Raw genomic sequence first — 22,183 nt, forward strand, 5'->3', positions numbered from 1 at the left:
AGATTCAGTCCGGATTCAGGCGAGAAAGTTTACGCCCAGCATGTCCCGGATTGGCGCATGACCGGCCCAGATCCCCTCAGATACCCGTCGTCTCGGTAAGCCACTGCGTATGCGGGGCAAGGTCCAGGGCCTCCCGCGCGATCCAGTCCGGATTGTAGCAGGTATCGAGATAGCGCTCGCCTCCATCGCAGATCAGGGTCGCCACCGAACCGGCCTGCCCGGCCGTGCGCATCTCGCGCATCATGTGCAGGGCGGCCCAGACATTCGTTCCGGTCGACCCGCCGCATTTGCGGCCCAGCACATGTTCCAGCCAGTGGATGGTGGCAATGGACGCCGCATCCGGTACCTGCATCATCCGGTCAATCACGCGCGGCTGGAACGAGGCCTCGACGCGCGGCCGGCCAATCCCCTCGATCCGGGACTTCGCCTGGATGCGCAATGAGGGGTCGCCTGTACGGTAATGCTCGTAAAAGACCGAGTTCTCCGGATCGGCGACGAGCAGCTGCGTCTTCGCGGCGAGGTCACAGCGATAGCGGATATAGCGCCCGATCGTGGCCGATGTACCGCCTGTCCCCGCGCTCATCACCACCCAGTCGGGGATCGCATGGTCTTCCAGCGCCAGCTGGGCAAACAGGCTGTCGGCGATGGAATTGTTGCCGCGCCAGTCCGTGACCCGTTCGGCATAGGTGAACTGGTCCATGAAATGGCCGCCGGCTTGGCAGGCCAGCCGTTCGGCCTCGGCATAGATGTCGCCGGGCTCTACCTCATGCGGTTCTCCGCCATAGAAGGTGATCTTCTCGATCTTGGACGGCGCCGTGCCCTTCGGCATGACGGCAATGAAGCGCAGGCCGAGGAGGCGCGCAAAATAGGCTTCCGACACAGCGGTCGACCCTGACGAACACTCCACGATCACCGTGTCCGGTCCGATATGCCCGTTGCACAGGCCATACAGGTACAGCGACCGCGCCAGCCGGTGTTTCAGGCTCCCGGAGGGATGGATGGACTCGTCCTTCAGATAGAGCGTCTGGTCCGGAAAGGCCGGCAGCTCCACCTTGATCAGGTGTGTATCGGCGGACCGGTTGAAATCCGCATTGATCTTCTGCACCGCCTCGCGCACCCAGGCGCGATCCATGATGGGCACCGAACAGCCTTCCGCCATGCCTGTCTCCTGTGTTCCGGACGTCTGCGCCCTCAATGCGCCAGAAGCACCAGCGCGACAACACCGGCTGCCACAAGCAATACACCTGCGATCTCCCGCGGCGTGACCTTCTCGCGGAAAAACAGGATCGAGATGCCCAGCGTGAAGATCACCTCGATCTGCCCCACGGCCCGCACATGGGCGGCATTCTCCAGCGTGAACGCCGTGAACCAGCCAAGCGAGCCCAGCATGCCGGTCACCCCGACGAGCGACGCGACCCGCCAGGCGCGCACAAGGTGGGTGACCTGTCCGCGTTCCCGCAAGGCCAGCCAGCCGAGAATGGCGATGGCCTGAAATACCGTGACAAAGGCCAGAGACGCCGAGGCCCTCAGCAATGCGCCGCCATCAGCCAGCGACAGGGACGACCCGCGATAGGCCACCGCCGAGAATCCGAAGAGACCGCCGGCAAGGGTGCCGATCCAGACCTTCCGGTCGAGCTTCCAGCGTCCCTTACGCTTCGCGTCCGGCCCGCCTGGCCCGTTCGACGAGGGTATGGAAACGAGAATGACCCCAACAAGGCTGATCAGGATCGCGACCGCCGCGCCGGCCGTCAGCCGGTCTCCGAGCAGCACGATACCGAACAGGGCCGTTTGCAGGGGTTCTGTCTTGGTGAAGGCCGTGGCGACGGCAAAATTCGTGTGGGAGAACAGATGGATCAGCAGGCCTGTCGCCACGATCTGGGCCAGTCCGCCCGCCATGCCCCAGGCATAAAACCTGTCCGGCGGAACGCCGACGCCCTGCCCCATGCCGCCGCTGAGCACGAGGAAGAAGAGCACGGCCAGCGGCGCGGCGAAGACAAACCGGCTGGCCGTGGCGCCCCATGTACTGAGGCGGCCTTTCAGCGTCTTCTGCAGCGCATTGCGTAAATTCTGGGAGAACGCCGCCGCAAGGGTGACCGGGATCCAGAGTTCCATGAGGCGGTCTCGTCAGCACACAGCACACCTGTCTCCTGCGCGCACGGCGCGGGAGACAAGAGGCTGGTTTCAGAAAAGGATCAGGCCGCGCGGCGCTTCGCCTTGCGGTTCTCCAGCTTGTTGACCGCATGGAGGTAGGCCTTGGCGCTCGCCACCAGCGTATCCGGGTCGGACGCCCGGCCGGTGGCCATGAAGCCGTCGGCATCGTTGAGCCGCACCGACACGGTCGCCTGGGCATCCGTGCCGCCGGTCACCGCGTGCACCTGGTAGAGGTCCAGCTTGCCGGCATGGGGGATCAGCGAGCGGATCGCGTTGAAGACCGCATCGACCGGGCCGTTGCCGCGCGCAATGGCGAACTTGTCCTCGCCATCCATGACGAGGTCGATCTCGGCGGTCTGCGGGCCTTCGGTGCCGGCCACGACGCGCAGGCGTTTGAACATGGCACGCTCGCCATCCTCTGCCAGCTGATCGTCCACCAGCGCCACGATGTCATCATCGAAGACATGCTTCTTCTTGTCGGCGAGTGCCTTGAAGCGCTTGAAGGCATCATTCAATGCGTCCTGCTCCAGCACGTAGCCCAGCGATTCCAGCTTGTCGCGGAACGCATGGCGGCCCGACAGTTTGCCCATGACCAGCGAGGTCTTGGCGACGCCGACATCTTCCGGCTTCATGATCTCGTAGGTCTCGGAATTCTTCAGCATGCCATCCTGGTGGATGCCGCTTTCATGCGCGAACGCATTCTTGCCGACGATGGCCTTGTTGTACTGCACCGGGAAGCCCGTGATGCGGCTCAACATGGCGGAGGCGCGCGAGAGGTATTCGCTCTTCACATTGGTCGTGTAGGGCAGCGTGTCGCTGCGGACGCGCAGTGCCATCACGACTTCTTCCAGCGCCGCGTTCCCGGCGCGTTCGCCGAGGCCGTTGATCGCGCATTCCACCTGGCGGGCGCCATTGGCGACCGCGCTGATGGAGTTGGCGACAGCCAGGCCGAGGTCATTGTGGCAGTGTGCCGACCAGATCACCTTGTCGGAATTGGGAATGGTCTCGATCAGGCGGCGGAACAGCGCGCCATATTCGTCCGGGTGGGAATAGCCGACCGTGTCGGGAATATTGATCGTGGTGGCGCCGCTCTGGATGGCGACGTCGATACATTTGCAGAGGAAGTCGAATTCGGTGCGCGTTGCATCCTCGGCGCTCCACTCGACATCGTCGACCAGGTTACGGGCCTGGGCAACGGACCGGCCGACGGCTTCGAGCACGGCATTCGGGCCCATTTGCAGCTTGTGCTTCATGTGCACCGGGCTGGTGGAAATGAATGTGTGGATGCGCGGGCGCGCAGCATTCCGCACCGCTTCGCCGCAGCGCGCGATGTCTTTCTCGGTCGAACGGGAGAGGCCGCAGATGATGGCCTCTTTCGAGCGGCGGGCGATCTCGCTGACGGAGGCGAAATCGCCTTCGGATGCGGCGGGGAAACCGGCTTCGATCACGTCGACGCCCATGTCTTCCATCAAGGCGGCGAGTTCGAGTTTCTCGCCATGGGTCATGGACGCGCCCGGCGATTGTTCGCCGTCACGCAATGTGGTGTCAAAGATTCGAATATGGTCTGGCTTGGTCATGGCAGGCTGCCTGGATCTGGGGACTATCGGAAAAGGTTTGGCTAGAATCCCCTGACCGTGCGCCTGCCCCCGGCTTAGTGCGGGGCAGTCGGCACCGGCCAGGGGCCGGTAAGAAGCAGGAGTAGGGGCATATTCTTGCGCATAGTGCGGTTATTCCGGCAGATCGGCCGAATTGTCAACCGCGCCTGATCCGATCAGGGCAACAGATTGCCCCGTGTTCCGCACTTTTCGGCGCACCCAGAAGGCAATGCCTCCATAAACGGCAACTGCTGCCAGCGCGGTGAAGATTGCGGTCACCGGATTTCCCTGCAGCGCGGCCAGCAGGCTGCGTCCGGCAAAGGCGATCAGCAGGATCTTCGGAAGGCTGCCCAGCCCCATGCCCGCCCAGTATGGCAGGAAGCGCGCATGGCTGACGCCGAACGCCATGTTGACCAGCAGCAGCGGCCCGGTCGGCACATTGCGTACGACGGCGCTGGCGACAAAGGCATTGCGCCCGATAAAGCCCGCCAGCCGGTTTGCGGTCTTACCGGCATAGCGGCGGAAGGCCTGCTCGCCCGTCAGCCGCCCGACGTAAAAGGTCAGCGCTCCCGACGCCATGGTCGCGATCCAGGAATAGCCCGCCCCGGCCCACGGCCCGAACACCGCCACGGCAGCAGCGATCAGCGCGAATTGCGGGACGCCCAGAAACGCCGCGACACAGAAGACGAGGATCAACGCCGGCAGGCCCCAGGGGCTGTCGGCCATGCCATCCATCCAGGCCGTCATCGCCTCACCGCTCGGCAGCACCCCCAGTTTCCCGAGAATGAAGACCAGCAGCACAACAGCCAAAAGCACACCGCCGAGCAGCATGGCCCGGCGGGCTGGCGTGTCCGAAGGAGGAGTGGCTGGCAACGGCTCTTTCATGGTGAAAGCGATGTGATCCGCCGCCGTCTCAACGTCAAGCAGCAACAAACGTCAAAACTGGTGTCAGGATTGAGGCAATCGGCCGCCAGTTGCCCGCCACGCCCCCGCCAAACCCCGGAATCAGGCCGATATCCCAGCCATTCGGTTTTTTACCGGGATTTGACCACAACAAATGGATGATCAGAGGCGCAGCGCCACCCGGCTGCGGTCCGGAACGAAGCCCAATGCGACCACGGCGCCGAAAGCGGCAAGGATCATGTATATCGCGGGCGCCGTGTTCAGCCCGCTCACCGCAATCAGGCTTGAAGCGATCAGCGGCGTCAGCCCGCCGATCACGCCCAGGCCGACATTGAACGCGACCGAATAGCCTGACAGCCGGTCTCTCGCTGGAAACATCTCGACAAACAGGGCGGGCCCCGATCCAAGCGGGACAGCCAACAGCGAAAAGACAACGAGGTGGGCAACCAGTATGGAGGCAAGCGATCCGCCGGAGGCGAGCATCCATTCATGCAGCGGCCACCCGGCGACCCCGAGCACAAGCATGGCGATTGCAATCCAGGTCCGGCGCGGCAGCCATGTGTCTCCGACAATCGCAAACAAGGGCATCAGGGGAATCACAAGAAACGTCATGCCGGTATTGATCGCCAGGGCGCCGCCGCGGTCCATCAGCCCCTGCGCCGACAGCCATTCGGGCAGGTAAACGAACCCGATATAATAGCACGCGCCGTAACAGCCTGCGAAGGCAACGGCCAGGAGCGTCTCCCGCCGATTGGTCGTAAACGCCTGCAACAGGGGCGAGCTGTCAGTACGGTTTTCATGGTGCGCCTGAAAATGCCGGGAGTCCCCGACATTGCGGCGGATCCAGATGGCGAGAACGCCCAGCAGGGAGCCGCCCAGGAATGGCAGGCGCCATGCCCATGACGCGACCGTGTCGGCATCGAACAGGTTTGTCGTCAGGGCGGCCGCGCCGACCCCGAGCAGCGATCCGGTCATCGATCCGATATTGGCCCAGCTGCCGGTCAGCCCGCGTTTGTCCGGCGGAGCGGTCTCAACGAGATAGGTGGCCGAGGAAGAAAACTCCCCGCCGACCGACAGGCCTTGCAAGAGGCGGACGGCGACGAGCAGCGCAGGCGCCAGGATCCCCGCGGTCGCATAGGTTGGCAGCATGCCCAGGAACAGCGTCGGCAAGGCCATGAGTACGACCGAGATCTGCATTGCCCGGGCCGGGCCATAGGTATCCCCGAACCAGCCAAACAGCGCCGCGCCGATGGGGCGCATCAGGAAACCTGCCGCAAAGATCCCATAGGTCGCGATCAATCCGGCAACCGGGTCTTCCGATGGAAAAAAGACAGGCGCAATGACGCCGGCAAGGTAGCCATAGAGGGCGAAGTCATACCATTCGATGACGTTGCCGATGAAGCCAGCAATAACCCTGTGTCGCAAACTTGTCGGTGTCGGCTCGCTCATCGCCTGCCTGTCATAGGGGGCGCGCGGCCCGGCGACAATTCCCGCTCACTGCGTGCGGGAACGTGTCTCAGGCTTTCCTGCGACGTTTCACTGCCTGCTCGGTGGCCGCGGACATCGGCGCCATCAGGCCGGCGGTGATCATGTCGATCAGGGTTTCGACCTGAAGTTCGAAATCGGGTGAGGCGCCCGCCTGCTCTGCTTCAAAAGCGGCGAGGCAGTTCACGCACTGGTCGCTCGCTGCCAGCAGCCGTGTGCGAATGACCTGTTCCGGCAAATGGGTCATCAGCTGCTTCAGCCGGTCGGCCGCAAGGAACCAGCCGGTCATCAGATCTGCCGGAGCGAGCTGGATCACCAGTTGTTTTTCCCGCGTCGCCCGCGCCATGAACTGGACATAGTGATTGCCCTCCTCTCTCGGCCGCAGCTCCTCGGCCAGCGGCCAGACCCAGGTGCTGACCAGCGCGCGGGCTTCCCCGGTGCCGCCGGTCGGCCGGACCTCCTCCAGCAGGGCCAGGCGCTTCGGGTTCACATAGCGCATCCGGTTTTCGAAAACGGCTTCCACCAGCTGGTCGCGCGATCCGAAATGATACTGGATGGCGGAGGCGTTCTTCTGGTTCGCCGCCTCGCTGATCTGACGGAAAGAGGCACCGTGCAGGCCGTATTCGGCGAACAGGGATTCTGCCGCTTCGATAATCGCCGTCCGGCCGTTTTTCGTTTCGCTCTGACGGGTCAATTCCCTGTGCCCCTTGCCTGACATTCTGGGTCGCCGCCTCTCTATGCCGCGATCCCGGTCATTATGACAGTTGCCCAATTAATGCATATACATTAAATGTGACCTCACAACAGGAGAGAGGCGGCCACGCGCACGTCTCCACACGACGGAAACTCAAGCGAAACAGACGAGGACCCAACACAATGCCGGACCACACTTTCACACTCTCGGACGCGCTCTGGGTCTATCTGGCGACGCTGATCATCTTCATTATCGAGGCCCTGACCGGCCGGCTGCGCACCTATACAAGGCGCGACTTCGGTCTGACGGTGCTGACCTTCCTGACAAATTCGGCCACGACGCGGCCCCTGATGGCGCTGGCCGTCGGCTACCTGGCCGCATGGCTGGTCCCTGCAGGCGCGGGCTTCGCCGCCTCCGTCCCGATCTGGCAGGCGGCGCTGATCGTCTTCTTCACCGTGGAGTTCGCTTTTTACTGGATCCACCGCTGGGGGCATGTCGGCCAGAAGAAAGGCCACAAGCTGGCCTGGCTCTGGAAGATCCACCGCACGCACCATTCCGCGACGACCATGAACTCCTCCATCGTGCAGCGCCAGAACATCTTCTGGGCCGTGTTCACGCCGCACATCTGGATGATTGCGCTGTTCATCTATGCCGGAATGGAACCGGGGGTCGCCATCTACATGGTCGTCTTCTATCTCTGGAACACGTTCACCCACATGCACTGGCGCGCAGACGCCCGCCTGCTGTCGAGCCCCGCCTTCCGCGCCCTGTCGCATGTCTTCATTATGCCGACCATGCACCACGCCCATCACGGCTATGGCAAGAACGGCAAGATGTACTGCAATTACGGCCTGTGCCTCTCCGTCTTCGACTGGATGTTCGGCACGCTCTTCCTGCCAGACGACCAGCCGTCCCGCTACGGCGTACCGGGCGGACAGGTTCACTGGGCCGAAGAAGCCTTCTACCCGCTGAACCTGTTCGGCAAGCGCCCGAAGGAGCAGCCAGCCTACAGCACCGCGACCGAAGGGGACCTTCCGTAAGCGACATGAAAGCCTGCCCCGGACAGACCACTGGCGGGCAGCGCTCATCCCGCAACGGGGCGCATTATCCTGCGAGCCGAAAAAGGCGATTTCCTCGCGGCACGGCTTGACGCCGGGCCGCGGGACGTCGTCTGCTTCCCTAAAAGAAAAGGGAGGAAATCATGGCCGACGGAACAGCCGCCTTTCCGGGCTTCAAACGGGACACGCTGGATGACGAGATCGTCCATCCGGACCTTTATGCAAGCTGGGATATCCACGAGGTCTACAGCAAGCTGCGGCGGGACGACCCGGTGCACTGGACCCAGCCGGACGGGTTCCGCCCCTTCTGGTCGATCACCAAGCATGCAGACATTCTGGAGGTCGAGAAGAACAACAAGATCTTCATCAATCACGACCGTACCTATCTGAGCCCGAAGGCCGGCGAGGAGTGGATCAAGGCCACAACCGGCGACACCCACCTCTTCCGCACGCTGGTCGATCTCGACGATCCGGTCCACATGAAGCTGCGCGCCCTGACCCAGTCCTGGTTCATGCCGCCAAACCTGCGCAAGCTGGAGACCCGCATCGCCGCGCTCGCCAAGGAGCATGTCGACCATATGGCAAGCCTCGGCGGAGAATGCGACTTCGTGAAGGAAGTCGCCCTCTGGTATCCGCTGCGCGTGATCATGGAGATCCTCGGCGTTCCGAGGTCTGATGAAAAATTCATGCTGAAGATGACGCAGGAAATCTTCGGCCCCGGCGACCCGGACGTGGCGGGCGAAAGCGACAACAAGGCCGAAGACGGGCAGACCATGACCAGCGACCAGGGCGTCGACCTGCTGAAGACGGCGCAGGAGCTGTTCCAGTATTTCGGCGCCATTACGGAAGACCGGCGCGCCAATCCACGCGACGATGTTTCCACCGTTATCGCCAATGGCCAGATCGACGGCCAGCCGATCGGCGAGCGCGAAGCGATGAGCTACTACATCATCGTCGCCACAGCCGGGCATGACACGACCAGCTCCACCGTCTCCGGCGGCATGCTGGAACTGATCCGGCGCCCGGACCAGCTGGCGAAGCTCAAGAACGATCTCTCCCTCCTGCCGAACGCCATCGAAGAGATGATCCGCTGGACGACGCCGGTGAAGCATTTCATGCGCACGGCGACGGAGGACTACACACTCCGTGACAAGACGATCAAGAAAGGCGACGGGCTCGCCCTGTTCTACTGGTCCGGCAACCGCGATGAAGAGATCTTCGACGATCCGTTCGAATTCCGCGTCGACCGCGATGTGAAGAAACAGGTCGCCTTCGGCTATGGCGTCCATGTCTGTCTGGGCATGCACCTCGCCCGGATGGAGATCAAAGCCCTGCTGAACGAATTGCTGCCGCGCCTCGACTCGATCGAGCTGGCCGGGGAGCCTCAAAGCACCCGTGCCAATTTCGTCTCCGGCCTGAAAAGCCTGCCGGTGAAATACAAGATCAGCTAGCGCGTTCGGCGGCTGCGGCGGCGCTGGCCCAGGCCCATTGGAAATTGTAACCGCCGAGCCAGCCGGTGACGTCGACGCATTCGCCGATGAAGTGGAGGCCCGGCACATGGCGGCTTTCCATCGTGCGCGAGGAGAGCCCGTCCGTGTCCACGCCGCCCGCCGTGACTTCAGCGGTGCGGTAGCCTTCGGTGCCCGCCGGCCGGACCTGCCAGGCGGTGAGGGACGCGGCCAGGCTGTCCAGCGTGGCGTGCGACTGGTCAGCGAGGCGCGCCGTGGGGCTGAGTCCCGCCCGCCGCAGCACCAGCTCTGCCAGCCGTTTGGCAAACAGGCTTTCCAGCGCACTGGCCAGCGTCTGCATCGGGCGGCCCTGCTTGGTCTCTTTCAGCTGTCCGGCAATGTCGGTGCCCGGCAGCAGGGTGAGCTGCACCGCCTCCCCCGGCTGCCAGTAGGACGACACCTGCAGGATCGCCGGACCAGACAGGCCCCGATGCGTGAACAGCATGGCTTCCTCGAAGGCCGCCCCGCCCGCCGCCGCGCGTACATCGCAGGCGACGCCGGAGATGGAGGCGAAGTCTTCATGGTCGGCGCCGGTGAACACGAAGGGCACGAGCGCGGCCCGGGTCGGCACGATGTCATGCCCGAACTGGCGGGCGATGTCATAGGCAAGGCCGCTCGCGCCCATTTTCGGAATGGAGAGGCCGCCGGTCGCAACAACCAGTTTCGGCGCGGTGAAGGCGCCTGCGCCCGTCTCCACGATGAACACGCCATCGGCATGGGTCACCGCCGTGATCTGCGTGCCAAGGCGCAATTCCCCCTGCCCCTTGTCCAACTCGTCCAGCAGCATCTTGATGATCGCGCCGGATTTCTGGTCGCAGAACAGCTGGCCCAGCGTCTTCTCGTGCCAGGTCAGGCCGTGGACCGCCATCAGGCTGGTGAAATCCCACGGCGTGTAGCGGGCGAGCGCAGACTTCGCGAAATGCGGGTTCTGGCTGATGAACCGGTTCGCGGCGGTTTCGAGATTGGTGAAGTTGCACCGCCCGCCGCCCGAAATACGCACCTTCTCCGCGGGCTTGGCGGCGTGGTCCAGCACGGCCACGCGCTGGCCCGCCTGCCCCATGCGCGCCGCGCAGAACAGGCCCGCCGCCCCGGCGCCCAGCACAATGGCATCATATGAGAGGGGCTCTGCCGCAGACATGCCGGGCCTATGCCGCAGCTATTGTCATCCGCGCAAGCTTGATCGGCCGCTGAGCCCCGGCGCGCCTTCCCTTGATCAGGACGGGCGGCCACGCGGAAATGGAAGGCGCCGCCCGCAGGAAAGCCCCCTGATCGGCGAACCCGCCCGCCTCGGTAAGGTTACGTATTGATTTTTCCCGGGTCAGGTCCGACCCTGCGCGGCACAAGAGGCAACCGTGCAGGAGACGGTTATGGGGAATCTGACAGTCGACAATCTGGCAATCTACGCCCTGATCGGGTTTGGCTGCCTGGTCGTGATCATGGTGGGCATTACGGCCTGGGTCGTGCGCAAGGCGTTCAGCGCGCCGGTGACCCCGCCACAGGTCGAGCCACCCAAGGAATAAACATCACACCATGACCGACGATGCCATCCGCCGCTCCGGCGAGGAACGACAGGCTTCGATGCAACAAAACGCGGCAGCCCTCGGCATCGACGAGGCGCTGGTCTCGCGTCTGGTCGACACATTCTATGCCCGCGTGCGGGAGGATGACCTGCTGGGGCCCGTCTTCCTCACCACGCTGGGCGAAAACTGGGACCCGCACCTCGCCAAGCTGAAGGATTTCTGGTCGGCCATTGCCCTCGGTACGCGGCGCTATGATGGCCGCCCGATGCCGGCGCACCTGCGCCTGTCGGACACCATCACCGACGCGCACTTCCGGCGCTGGCTGGGCCTGTTCCGCGAGACGGTGGACGAGCTGATGCCGAATCCCGCCGCGGCCGATTTTTTCTACGACCGGGCCAGCATGATCGGCCGGAATTTCCAGGCCATGATCTTCGCGCTGAAAGCATCAGTTTCGTGACAGTCTTATGACATCTACAGCCTGATATTTCGAATCCAGTTGAAAATTCCTGCGGCATGCGGCTGATGCAGCACATCGCCTGCAAGCGAAGGGGCTCACATGGCTGACGGCAAAGATCCGACACTCGTCAAGCAAACCCTGGACAAGGACCTCGTCAAAATTGGCAGGGCTGAGGCCGCCGTCCAGGCCACCGCCCGCAGCGTGGTTGGTCCCGGTCTCGCCTTCCTGTTCCTCGCAGCCATCGTCGTTGTCGGCGGCGCCCTGCTCGGCGGACAGGACAATGGCCTCCTGATCATCGCAGCGGCGGCCATCGGCGGCTATATGGCGCTGAATATCGGCGCCAATGACGTGGCCAACAATGTCGGCCCGGCGGTCGGCTCCAAGGCGCTGACCATCGGCGGCGCCCTCGTCATCGCCGCCATCTGCGAAAGCGCCGGGGCCCTGCTGGCCGGCGGCGATGTCGTCTCGACCATTTCCAAGGGCATCATCGACCCCGCCACCGTGCCGACGACCGAGACCTTCGTCTGGCTGATGATGGCGGCCCTCATCTCCTCGGCCCTGTGGGTGAACCTCGCCACCGTGCTGAACGCGCCGGTCTCGACCACCCACGCCGTCGTCGGCGGCGTGATGGGCGCCGGCATCGCAGCGGCAGGCTTCGGCGCGGTGCACTGGCCCACCATGGCCTCGATCGCCGCCAGCTGGGTCATCTCGCCCGTCCTCGGCGGCATCATCGCAGCCGGCGTGCTGGCCTTCATCAAGATTTTCATCATCTACCGCGAAGACAAGATCGCCGCGGCGCGCCGCTGGGTGCCCGTGCTGATCGCCATCATGGCCGGCGCCTTCGGCACGTACATGGCGCTGAAGGGCGTGAAGAAGCTCATCCATATCGACATGCCGCACGCCCTGATGATCGGCGCCGGTGTCGCCGTGCTGGCCTGGCTGCTCACGCACCCGCTGATCAAGCGCCAGTCGCGCGGCATGCCCAATCGCAACCAGTCCCTGCGCGATCTGTTCGTGTGGCCGCTGATCTTCTCCGCCGCCCTGCTCTCCTTCGCGCACGGCGCCAACGACGTCGCCAATGCCATCGGCCCGCTGGCCGCCATCGTGCACGCGGTCGAGGCCGGCGAAGTCGCCTCCAAGGTCCACATCCCGATCTGGGTGATGCTGATCGGCGCCGCCGGCATCTCCTTCGGCCTCGTCCTGTTCGGGCCGAAGCTGATCCGCATGGTCGGCCAGTCGATCACCAAGCTGAACCCGATGCGCGCCTTCTGCGTCGCGCTGGCCGCCGCCGTGACCGTGATCATCGCCAGCTGGCTGGGCCTGCCGGTGTCCTCCACGCACATCGCCGTGGGCGCGGTGTTCGGGGTCGGCTTCTTCCGGGAATGGTTCACCGCGAACTCGAAGACGCGCCTGCGCTACATCCACGCCTATGCGCCGAACGCGGCCAAGACCCAGTATGCCGGGGTCCAGCGCCGCCGCGCCGCCCGCAAGCTGGTGCGCCGCGCGCATGTGAACACGATTGCAGCCGCCTGGGTCATCACCGTCCCGGCCTCGGCCTGTATCGCGGCCGTCATCTTCTTCGCGCTGGAACGCCTCTTCGGCGTGGTCTGAGGCGGTTCAGTTGGCAACTGAGCTGTTTTTCTGCGGCCCCAAGAGGCCGACCAGGATTCAAGTGACTGCCCAACTTTACAATTTATTCTTGTAAATCAGGTATGTTGCTATTATGTTCGCCAAGACTCTGCGATTCGTGTGTGCTGGATTCTAATATGATCGACCAAGCAACGGACGCTTTTGAAGCTCCGCAACCGACTAATTTACTGAAGACCTCCGTCTTCAACATTGCAGAAAACATAGCAAATCAACTCAACTATCAACTCGATGGTGACGTGAAGTCAGTTATTGAACATATAGGCGGGAAAGTTCTCGTAAAGGATTTCTGGGCAGAGCGCGGAAAAGAAGACGGTTCACTAATAGTACGCTCACAGAATGACTTTCTAGTATACATTCCAAGCGACACATCACCGCTGAGAGACACGTTCACAATGGCCCACGAATTGGGGCATTATGTCCTCCACTACCTTTGGCCACTGCAGGTACAAAAACGCGTTCCATTCAAACTCAAAGCAACGCGCTATGGATCAGACAGAGCCGAGTGGGAAGCCAATTGGTTTGCCTCCGCTTTTTTAATGCCTGAGGCTGAATTTAAAAAAACAGCAATTCGCGTTAAATCCATCGGACAGCTTGCCAGCGAGTTTGGCGTCTCCAGCCAAGCCGCATCCATTCGCGCCAAAGCGCTAGACATCAATGTCGGCGACTGAAGAAGTTCCGGAATTTCTAACGCCCTCACTCAAACTATTTTTGAGTGTAGATCTCATCGGCTCGACCAAGTTGAAGCATGATGAGGACGTGTTGAACGGACAGAGCGCATCAGCAAGCTCCTTAGACGGAGTGGGAGCGAAATGGTTCAATTCATTGATAGATTTCTACGGCGAGTTTGAACTAACATTTCTCGAAAAATGGACTTCTACTTTTTTGGATGATTCAATTGTTGAGGAGCACTGGAAGGAAACTACTTCCCCCTCGCTGTGGAAAATCAATGGCGACGAACTAATTTACGTTCACAACGTACGACACCCAGGAGAAGTCGTCGTAGCTTTGATTGCGTGGCGGGAGGCCGTCTTCAGTTACAGGTCCAGCCTAAAAGAAAAGCGCTCGAACCTAGACCTAAAAGCCACGGCTTGGATGGCTGGCTTCCCAATAGGGAACCATGAAGTAGCATTTTGGAGCGACCTATCTAGCACCGCCACAAAATCTGAAGAGCCCTCCGGAAAAACCGGACAGTACTACCGTCTGAGGAAGTGGTACGAAGATCAAAGTAACGCGCGCAAAAGCGACTATATTAAAGACTATATCGGACCAGCAGTTGATACTGGTTTTCGGTTGGCCCAGTTCGCATCTGCTCGTCGATTTCCAGTATCAATAGAGATCGCTTACTTCCTCTCGAAGCTGACGATGAATTCTTCGGCGAACAAAGCCTTGAGACTCAGATACCTCGGACGCGAAGCTATGAAGGGCGTGTTAGGCGGAACCCCTTACCCGATCTTCTGGCTCGACTGCATGTCGCCGAATGATGAACTCTCTAAAGCAGAAGATGAACTCCGCCCCCAAAGCGACCCATGCTCTCAAGATGTTGTGGCAAGTTACGTTGAAAAATTCTTTGCCGACGCAAAGAATAAGCTCTTTCCACCATTCATCTATCAGTGTGAAGAGAAAAAATTTTCGACCCCACCAGGCAACTATATGAAGTTGCTGGAACACATCGCGAGCATCTGGTCGAAAGAAATTCGCAAGCATGAAATAGAAATTGCTTCAGAGATGGGTGACGGCCCTGAAGGTTCTACGCCTCCGACGAAAGCGGGAGCCGATCAGATTCAAGCATTGAACGCTAAGCCAATTGAGGAAAAATCAGAGACGCCTGAGAACCCCAAAGAGAAATGACCATCCGTTTAGCAGTCCATACGCCCCATTGAAACTTGCACAAAACAAGAACACCCTAGACACGCCCCCTCCCCCGCTCCATATCTCACGGCATGGCTCGGTCTCCCTCTAAAGGTGTTTCGGAAGCCCCGACGATTTTCGGGGCGGATGGCTTCGCGCGTGATGCGGCGGGGGCGCTGCCGTCGGACAACTGGACGCCCCACCGGCCGGACCGCAACTGGGTCAGCGTCGACGATTCCCGGCCGCTGCGCGTCGCCTCCCCCTATGAGCCGGCGGGCGACCAGCGCACGGCCATTCCGGAACTGGTCGAGGGCATCGCCGCCGGCGAGCGCGACCAGGTGCTGCTCGGCGCGACGGGCACGGGCAAGACCTTCACCATGGCCAAGATCATCGAGGCGACCCAGCGCCCGGCCCTGATCCTCGCCCCCAACAAGACGCTCGCCGCACAGCTCTATGGCGAGTTCAAATCCTTCTTCCCCGACAATGCGGTGGAGTATTTCGTCTCCTATTACGACTACTACCAGCCGGAAGCCTATGTGCCGCGGTCGGACCTCTATATCGAGAAGGAATCCTCCATCAACGAGGCGATCGACCGGATGCGCCACTCGGCCACCCGCTCGATCCTGGAGCGCGACGACGTGATCATCGTCGCCTCGGTGTCGTGCATCTACGGCATCGGCTCGGTCGAGACCTACACCTCGATGACGTTCAAGCTGGAAGAGGGCCAGCGCATCGACCCGCGCGCCGTGGCAGAGCGCCTCGTGGCGAACCAGTACACGCGCAACGACATCAACTTCACCCGCGGCAGTTTCCGCATCAAGGGCGACGTGATGGACATCTTCCCCGCCCACTATGAGGACCGCGCCTGGAAGCTGTCCTTCTTCGGCGACGAGCTGGAGAGCATCACCGAGTTCGACCCCCTCACCGGCCGCACGCAGCAGAAGCTGCCCGCCGTGAAGATCTACGCCAACAGCCACTATGTGACGCCCCGCCCGACGCTGAACCAGGCCATCGAGCAGATCAAGGCGGAGCTGAAATCCACCATCGCGCACTTCGAGAAGCACGGGAAACTGCTGGAGGCCCAGCGCATCGAACAGCGCGTGCAGTATGACATCGAGATGCTGGCCGCCACGGGCAGCTGCAACGGCATCGAGAACTATTCCCGCTACCTCACCGGCCGCAAGCCGGGCGAGCCGCCGCCGACCATGTTCGAATACCTGCCCGACAACGCCCTCGTCTTCTGCGACGAGAGCCACCAGACCGTGCCGCAGATCGGCGCCATGTTCAAAGGCGACTTCAGCCGCAAGTCGACGCTGGCCGAATACGGCTTCCGCCTGCCCTCCTGCCTCGACAACCGGCCGCTGAAATTCGAGGAATGGGACGCCATGCGCCCGCAGACGGTGCACGTCTCCGCCACGCCCGGCCCGTGGGAGCTGGACCGCACCGGCGGCGTGTTCACCGAACAGGTCATCCGCCCCACCGGCCTGCTCGACCCGCCGGTGGAAGTGCGCCCCGTCTCCAATGATGGCGCCAACCAGGTCGACGATGTCATGGCCGAGGTGAAGGCCGTCGCCGCCAAGGGCTACCGCTCGCTGATCACGACGCTGACCAAGAAGATGTCGGAAGACCTGACGGACTTCCTGCACGAGAACGGCGTGCGCGTGCGCTACATGCACTCTGACATCGACACGATCGAGCGGATCGAGATCATCCGCGACCTGCGCCTCGGCCAGTTCGACGTGCTGGTCGGCATCAACCTGCTGCGCGAGGGGCTCGACATTCCGGAGTGCGGGTTTGTCGGCATTCTCGATGCGGACAAGGAAGGCTTCCTGCGCTCTGAGACCAGCCTCGTGCAGACCATTGGCCGCGCGGCGCGGAACGCCGAGGCGCGGGTTGTTCTCTATGCGGACAGGATCACCGGCTCCATGCAGCGCGCCATGGACGAGACCGACCGCCGCCGCGCCAAGCAGATGGCCTATAATGAGGAACACGGCATCACGCCGACCACGATCAAGCGCGACGTCGCCGACATCCTCGGCGAACTGGGCGAGAAGAAAGACGGCGGCGCCAAGGGCCGGGGCCGCGGCAAGGATGGCGGCAAGTCCCGCGGCCGCACCCGCGCCGTGGCCGAGGACAAGGCCCCCGCCCTCGCCGGAGCCAGCGGCCACAACCTCAAGGCCGTCATCGCCGACTATGAGAAGCAGATGCGCGAAGCCGCCGCAAACCTGGAGTTCGAAGAAGCGGCGCGCCTGAGAGACGAGGTGAAGCGGCTGCGGGAAGAGGAATTGGGGCTTTAGAAAAATTAGAGAGGGTGTCTATTTCGTCACGCTGGCCCATGCAGCCTACCTTGTAGTTGCCTTATTTTTCACGCTTCACCCGGATTTCTGGCAGTCGAATATTCCGACCATCGATCTTTTGAATGTCTACTCGAACTTTACCTTCTTCCGTCTGGATACGCAGTTCGATGCCCTTATCCCGCCTGGGTATAGCTTTGGTCGAAAACACAAGATCCAGAGTGGTATCGAACTCCGCACCACTGTCGCTACGGAAAACCAAAATCTGCCGTCCACCGATCAATTCTATTTCATATCCGCTCTCAAGCCCTATTGAGAAAATCTCTACCTCATCCGTGGGCGGCTTATTATTGGGGGCTGAAATTTCAAATTCCAAGGATAGAAATGGCGTTAACCGGCTGTACAAACCTAATCGCTTTACCTCCTTAAGAAGAGCTTTGTTTGCGACCGCCCGCGGATCCTTAAAGGATTGGGTTGTAAGACTCCGAAACTCCGGTTCTTCATCTTGAAAATAGCGTGAAACCACCTCAGGAACGCCGATTCTCAATTCCTCTGCAAATTGACGTATCAACTCAAGATCTGCGTAGTGGTCGAAATAGTTTTTTTCCGTTACTACCGGTTCGAGCGAGAAGAATAGAGACAAAAATGCCTTTTCTCTAATTTCGGTCAAGTGCTCCTTTGGTGCCTTGGTGGACATATCGGCGACAATTCCCGTAAAGTCTGCCCCAGTCAGATCCATGGCACTCAAATCCAGCCCCCTAACATCCACACCTTGGAACGAAGCACCACGGAAGAACTGCTTAGGATCACATCCAGCAACTTTAGCCAGCTCCAGCGGGTTATCCGTGGGCGCATCAATTATCTGGTCAATTTTGAGGAACACTGAGATCAGCCCTCTTCTGGGACAACGTCAGCCAATACGATCTGCGCAAAAGGATCACTCAGATCATCACACTCAAATCCAATTTTCATGAGTTCATCTTTGATGTACTGCTCGACTGCAAGTCGCTTAGATTGGCTAAGATTCCCCCAGATACTGGATGGGCGCTTCTTGAACTGAATATCGGTAATCTCGAGATCTTCGCGCCTACAGCGCAGTTCGACTCTAGGTTCTGGCGGCTCACCTTTCAAGCGCGGATGTGACTTGTCTTTCATTGTTAGGCGCCGCTCTGCTGAATCCCAAGGCTGACCGTTGAGCGTCGGCTTAAGAATAGGCGTGATCACCCAAGCATAGCCTTTTGGCGTTTTCATATGTTGAAATTGGAGTTCATTGCCCGCCAACTCCATGGTCGTTTCACGAGCCTTCTCCAATGACGTATTGCCGGTCGCCTCTAATCCGATGTCTGCTTTTTTGGAGGATAGCTGAATTCCACCCGACAGATTCGCCGCTGATTTTTTGTTTTCGGTGTCCTTAACGGACACAGTTTGAACAGGTGCTCTTGCAACATCTTTGGGTGGGAACGAAATCACCTCACCAACATCGCCTACGACATGAACCTCTGCTCGCTTGAGGGACAATCGGAAACGAACTGGCGAGTCTGCTTCACCACCAACTCTTCCCTCCGCAAAGACTACATCGATATGCAGATCGGCTATGCCAGTTGTGTCATCGTAGGTACTTCTCCAAGCACTTATCGAAACAGTTTCAGCAAATGCCCGCGGATTGTTGTCACGCCTTTTCATAATGTCCCCGCGAATTCTGTTCAATTTATAGTGACAGGTTACTTGCTCCAAAACCTATCTACAAGCATCAAGCAAACGTAGAATGGGTTGAGGCGGAGCCGATACTCACCGGTCGAGCATGCCGCGGGGTGTGTTGGTGGGTATCGCTTCGTGTGGGCCCACCCTACTGGGTTCCGCTCTTCCCGCTTCATCCTTCGACTTCGCTCAGGATGAGTCCCGGTCGGGCGGAACATTCGGAGCGCTCATGCTGAGCGAAGTCGAAGCACGGGCGCGGGCGGCGCCAGCTTCCCCATCCTGCGGCGCGCCCTCTTCCCGCTCCCTCCGCCTCAGCTCCACTAGTTCTGCCCAATAGTCGCGGGTGCGGTCTTTTTCGCGGAGGTGTTCGTAGAAGGCGTCGGTGTCGGCTTTTGACCAGGCGGCGCTGTCGGGGTCCGGCTCTGGTGGCGGGAGGGGCGGCAGGCCGGCGGCTTTGCGGGCGGCCGCTTCGGCTTCGGCCTCTTCATTGATCTGCCGGGCATAGGCCATCGCCCGCTCCAGCCCTTTCTGGCGCACGATGACGGCCGCCTGGTTCTGGAACTTTTCCATCTCGCCCGTGCCGGCGCGGCTGAAGGAGAGGATGCGGGCGAGGCGGCGGACGGCGGCGATCTCTTCCTCTGCCGCATCCAGATGCCCGGCCTCGGCGAGGGCGAGCGTGCGGGCGCGGGCAAGGTCCACTTGCCGCCGCGCGCCGGTGGTCGGCCGGTCCTGCATCTCCTCGCACATCTGCCACAACTCGTCCGCCTGCTGGCGGATGGCCTCGACCGCGTCCGCCCCTTCCCCGCGCGAGGCGGCGTCTGCTTCTTCCCGCGCCCTGAGGTCTATTTGCCGGTAGCCGTCCAGCCGGGCCCACCGGGTGAGCGTCGCCTCCGGAATCTGGAGGCGGGCGCGGAGGCTGGCGAGGCTTTCGCCGCCAAGGGCCGCCGCCCGTGCCAGGGTGCGCAGCGCGTCAAGCTCCGCCCGGGTGCGGCGGTGGCGAGTCTGTTTCGGTGGCTTTTGCGGCCGGGTCGTCATGTGCTCTGTCATGGGGCAGAGATTGCCACGGGGCCTTATCAGACGAATTCGCGGGCCCGGCCAGACGCCCCGGAGGACGCCATAGAGGGTGTATAGAGGGCGTATAGAGTGTGTTCGTGAGGGTGTTTGGCGGCGGCCTGTCCACCCCCTGACGCCCGGGCTTCCTCCGTGTGCAGCGCAACAAATTCACAGGCGATTTGAAACCTGTGGAATTCTTCGCCTGCTGCATGAAAAATTTTTGACAAGGACTCGACTCAGGCGAGCTTTGGTGAGATCGTTTCGTTAAGCCAACGAAACCAGCCGGGAGCAGACCCGGCAACGGAACGGAGGCAGAGCACGCCGCCCCCGGATCGGTCCGGGTCAGGAGCAAAGCTGTGAGAGCAGCGGCGCAAAGGGCCCGGCGGGATGAAGGGACAAAGCTGGTGGCGTATTCCGGAGGGGAGCTAGACCCCGCAAGGAAAGGCTGTAGGCCGTGACCGGAGCGCGATCCGAAACACGGTGGCAAAGCTGAGGCACAGATGGAAACCCGACAGGGCAACCTGGAAGGAAACCAAAAGGAAATCAGCGGCGTACAGGTTGCGGAGGCATCGCCCGAGATGCTGCGGAACCGCGGAAACGGCCGCCTGAAAAGGCACCTGAGAAGGTAAGGGCGCCAGCCCGTTCCCAAGACGGGCAGGCGACCGGCCGGGACCGGAAGGGGTGAAGACAGGCCCGTGCAAGCGAGCCCGAAACACTCCGGTGTCAGAAGACCGACAACGAGTGCTAGCACAGTGTCTCGGTAGTCCGATTCGAAACACCAGGAAAGGCGTTCTCCCCTGGGAGAGCGCCTTTTTTGGTTTTGAGCTTGCTGTGTGTACGGATCAGCTCAGTGCGAGGCCTGCGAACAGGTAGATCACCGAGGCCACACTGCCCGCCGCGACGGCGTAAGGCAGCTGCGTCGCGACATGGCGGACATGGTCGCATCCTGCTGCAAGACTTGCGATGACGGTCGTATCGGAGATGGGCGAGCAATGGTCCCCGAACACCCCGCCCCCGATGACGGCTGCCAGCATCAGCTCCGGCGGAAAGCCCACGGCCTGCGCCACGGGCATCGCGATCGGCACCATGATCCCGAACGTGCCCCAGCTCGTCCCGGTCATGAACGCGGTCACCCCGGCGACCAGGAAAACCGCCATCGGCACCATCGCCGCCGGCAGATAATCCGAAACGATTCCAGCCATGTAGGTGCCTGTGCCGAGTGCCTTGAGGCTCGCCCCGAAGGCGATGGCCAGCAGCAGAACGGTCACCGGCGGCACCATCTCGCCGATCCCGCGGAAGAAGCGTTCCTGGATTTCCGTGCTGGTGAAAACCTTGCTCAAGCGCAGCATCACAGCCGCCAGCGCGATGGCCACGCACACACCCCACAGGATCGACAGGCTGCCATTCCCGGCCAGCATGTTGCCTTTCCCCGTCCAGGCCATGAACCCGATGGACCCGGCGACCATCACCAGCAAAGGCAGCCACATGTGAATGGCCCGGTTCGCCGGCGTGTGGTCCACGGTCTCCAGCTCCGCCGCGCCCGGCCGTGCCTCCAGATCTGCTGTGCGCATGGGGCCGAAGGTCCGGTTGAAGAGCACGGTCGCAAAGACGCCCAGGACCGTCAGAATGGCATACACGTTCCACATCACCGTGCCCGCCACGACGCTAAGGCTTTGCTCTCCATAATAGGGCTGCACCAACGTCAGCACATAGGCGCCCCAGCCGTTCAGCAGGATCAGGGCGGAGACCGGGGCCGAAGTGGAGTCGATCACATAGGCCAGCCGCTCGCGGGACAGCCCGTGCGTATCGAACAGGCGCCGCCCCAGCACGCCGGAGCTGAGCAGGCTGACATTGGTTTCGACAAAGACCAGCGTGCCGGCGATGGCGGGCGCGAGGCCTGCGCGGCGCGGCGTGGAGGTCAGGCCCTTGCGGTCCAGCAGGCCGACCGTGGCGTCGACGCCGCCGGATTCCCGCATGAAGACGATGAGCGCGCCGATCAGCAGGCAGAAAACCAGCACCCGCGCATTGCCCGCATCGGTCAGCACCTGCACCGACCGCTCGGCCGACATCAGCGAGCCGATCACAGGATTGCCGCCCGCGATCAGGGTTTCGGAGGCCACTAGGCCAAGGCCCAGCGCGACATAGACATTCCGGGTCAGCGTCGCGACAAAGATCGCGAGCACTGGCGGCAACAGGGTCAGGATTTCCAGGGCGCGCCCCTTTCCGATTCAGCCTTCCACAAGGCACCCTCACCCAGACCTGTGACTGC

Annotated in this window: 19 protein-coding genes; 8 read left to right on the forward strand and 11 right to left on the reverse strand. The window is 61.8% G+C overall.

Annotation, left to right across the window (positions count from 1 at the left end; genetic code table 11):
* Positions 1-76: 76 nt before the first annotated feature.
* From HAD_RS02175 to HAD_RS02200, 6 genes are all read right to left on the reverse strand, one after another.
* Positions 77-1,159, reverse strand: coding sequence for a PLP-dependent cysteine synthase family protein (locus tag HAD_RS02175; RefSeq protein ID WP_035569162.1), 1,083 nt, complete (start codon positions 1,157-1,159; stop codon positions 77-79).
* 32 nt (positions 1,160-1,191) lie between these two features.
* Positions 1,192-2,112 (reverse strand): DMT family transporter, encoded by a 921-nt coding sequence (locus HAD_RS02180; RefSeq protein WP_035569164.1) that lies wholly within the window; start codon positions 2,110-2,112, stop codon positions 1,192-1,194.
* An 80-nt stretch (positions 2,113-2,192) separates the two neighbouring features.
* On the reverse strand, positions 2,193-3,728 hold the full coding sequence (locus HAD_RS02185) for a 2-isopropylmalate synthase (protein WP_035569167.1): 1,536 nt from the start codon (positions 3,726-3,728) through the stop codon (positions 2,193-2,195).
* Positions 3,729-3,878: 150 nt separating this feature from the next.
* Positions 3,879-4,676 (reverse strand): TVP38/TMEM64 family protein, encoded by a 798-nt coding sequence (locus tag HAD_RS02190; protein ID WP_051595858.1) that lies wholly within the window; start codon positions 4,674-4,676, stop codon positions 3,879-3,881.
* Positions 4,677-4,811: 135 nt separating this feature from the next.
* The gene (locus HAD_RS02195) at positions 4,812-6,098 is read right to left on the reverse strand and encodes an MFS transporter (RefSeq protein ID WP_035569170.1); all 1,287 of its coding nucleotides are present in this window, start codon (positions 6,096-6,098) and stop codon (positions 4,812-4,814) included.
* Positions 6,099-6,165: 67 nt separating this feature from the next.
* Positions 6,166-6,828 carry a TetR/AcrR family transcriptional regulator gene (locus HAD_RS02200; RefSeq protein WP_035571480.1) on the reverse strand — a complete coding sequence of 221 codons (663 nt, stop codon included), beginning with the start codon at positions 6,826-6,828 and terminating at the stop codon, positions 6,166-6,168.
* 182 nt (positions 6,829-7,010) lie between these two features.
* On the opposite strand from HAD_RS02200, the gene HAD_RS02205 reads away from it, so the two are divergent.
* Together HAD_RS02205 and HAD_RS02210 are read left to right on the forward strand one after the other, a co-directional pair.
* The gene (locus HAD_RS02205) at positions 7,011-7,868 is read left to right on the forward strand and encodes a sterol desaturase family protein (RefSeq protein ID WP_035569173.1); all 858 of its coding nucleotides are present in this window, start codon (positions 7,011-7,013) and stop codon (positions 7,866-7,868) included.
* Between the two features lie 161 nt (positions 7,869-8,029).
* Positions 8,030-9,337, forward strand: a complete 1,308-nt coding sequence (locus HAD_RS02210) for a cytochrome P450 (RefSeq protein WP_051595860.1) — start codon at positions 8,030-8,032, stop codon at positions 9,335-9,337.
* On the opposite strand, the gene HAD_RS02215 is transcribed toward HAD_RS02210, so the two are convergent.
* Positions 9,330-10,532: a BaiN/RdsA family NAD(P)/FAD-dependent oxidoreductase gene (locus tag HAD_RS02215; protein ID WP_035569175.1), complete on the reverse strand. Its 1,203-nt coding sequence runs from the start codon at positions 10,530-10,532 to the stop codon at positions 9,330-9,332. The genes HAD_RS02210 and HAD_RS02215 overlap by 8 nt on opposite strands.
* 229 nt (positions 10,533-10,761) lie before the next feature.
* Between HAD_RS02215 and HAD_RS18715 the strand changes: the two genes are divergently transcribed.
* From HAD_RS18715 to uvrB, 6 genes are all read left to right on the forward strand, one after another.
* Complete coding sequence (locus HAD_RS18715) at positions 10,762-10,914, forward strand: hypothetical protein (protein ID WP_199285837.1); 153 nt, start codon at positions 10,762-10,764, stop codon at positions 10,912-10,914.
* 10 nt (positions 10,915-10,924) lie between these two features.
* Complete coding sequence (locus HAD_RS02220; protein ID WP_035569177.1) at positions 10,925-11,371, forward strand: group III truncated hemoglobin; 447 nt, start codon at positions 10,925-10,927, stop codon at positions 11,369-11,371.
* A gap of 99 nt (positions 11,372-11,470) precedes the next feature.
* Positions 11,471-12,982: an inorganic phosphate transporter gene (locus HAD_RS02225; protein ID WP_035569179.1), complete on the forward strand. Its 1,512-nt coding sequence runs from the start codon at positions 11,471-11,473 to the stop codon at positions 12,980-12,982.
* 155 nt (positions 12,983-13,137) lie between these two features.
* Positions 13,138-13,689 carry an ImmA/IrrE family metallo-endopeptidase gene (locus HAD_RS02230; RefSeq protein WP_035569180.1) on the forward strand — a complete coding sequence of 184 codons (552 nt, stop codon included), beginning with the start codon at positions 13,138-13,140 and terminating at the stop codon, positions 13,687-13,689.
* A complete protein-coding gene (locus HAD_RS02235; RefSeq protein WP_035569182.1) occupies positions 13,676-14,869 on the forward strand; it encodes a hypothetical protein in 1,194 nt (397 codons plus the stop codon). Before HAD_RS02230 ends, HAD_RS02235 begins: the two co-directional genes overlap by 14 nt.
* Before the next feature lie 92 nt (positions 14,870-14,961).
* Entirely contained in the window at positions 14,962-17,166 is a 2,205-nt protein-coding gene (gene uvrB / locus HAD_RS02240) for an excinuclease ABC subunit UvrB (protein WP_035569183.1), read from the forward strand.
* A gap of 61 nt (positions 17,167-17,227) precedes the next feature.
* Here the strand turns inward: uvrB and HAD_RS02245 are convergent, their stop codons facing one another.
* The 4 genes from HAD_RS02245 to HAD_RS02260 form a co-directional block, all read right to left on the reverse strand.
* The gene (locus HAD_RS02245) at positions 17,228-18,046 is read right to left on the reverse strand and encodes a pentapeptide repeat-containing protein (protein WP_035569185.1); all 819 of its coding nucleotides are present in this window, start codon (positions 18,044-18,046) and stop codon (positions 17,228-17,230) included.
* 5 nt (positions 18,047-18,051) lie between these two features.
* Entirely contained in the window at positions 18,052-18,846 is a 795-nt protein-coding gene (locus HAD_RS02250) for a hypothetical protein (protein ID WP_156942132.1), read from the reverse strand.
* Between the two features lie 204 nt (positions 18,847-19,050).
* Positions 19,051-19,908: a hypothetical protein gene (locus tag HAD_RS02255; RefSeq protein ID WP_035569187.1), complete on the reverse strand. Its 858-nt coding sequence runs from the start codon at positions 19,906-19,908 to the stop codon at positions 19,051-19,053.
* Positions 19,909-20,756: 848 nt separating this feature from the next.
* On the reverse strand, positions 20,757-22,097 hold the full coding sequence (locus HAD_RS02260; protein WP_241765352.1) for a Na+/H+ antiporter NhaC family protein: 1,341 nt from the start codon (positions 22,095-22,097) through the stop codon (positions 20,757-20,759).
* Between the last annotated feature and the right edge of the window lie 86 nt (positions 22,098-22,183).

The organism is Hyphomonas adhaerens MHS-3, assembly GCF_000685235.1.
GTDB lineage: Bacteria > Pseudomonadota > Alphaproteobacteria > Caulobacterales > Hyphomonadaceae > Hyphomonas > Hyphomonas adhaerens.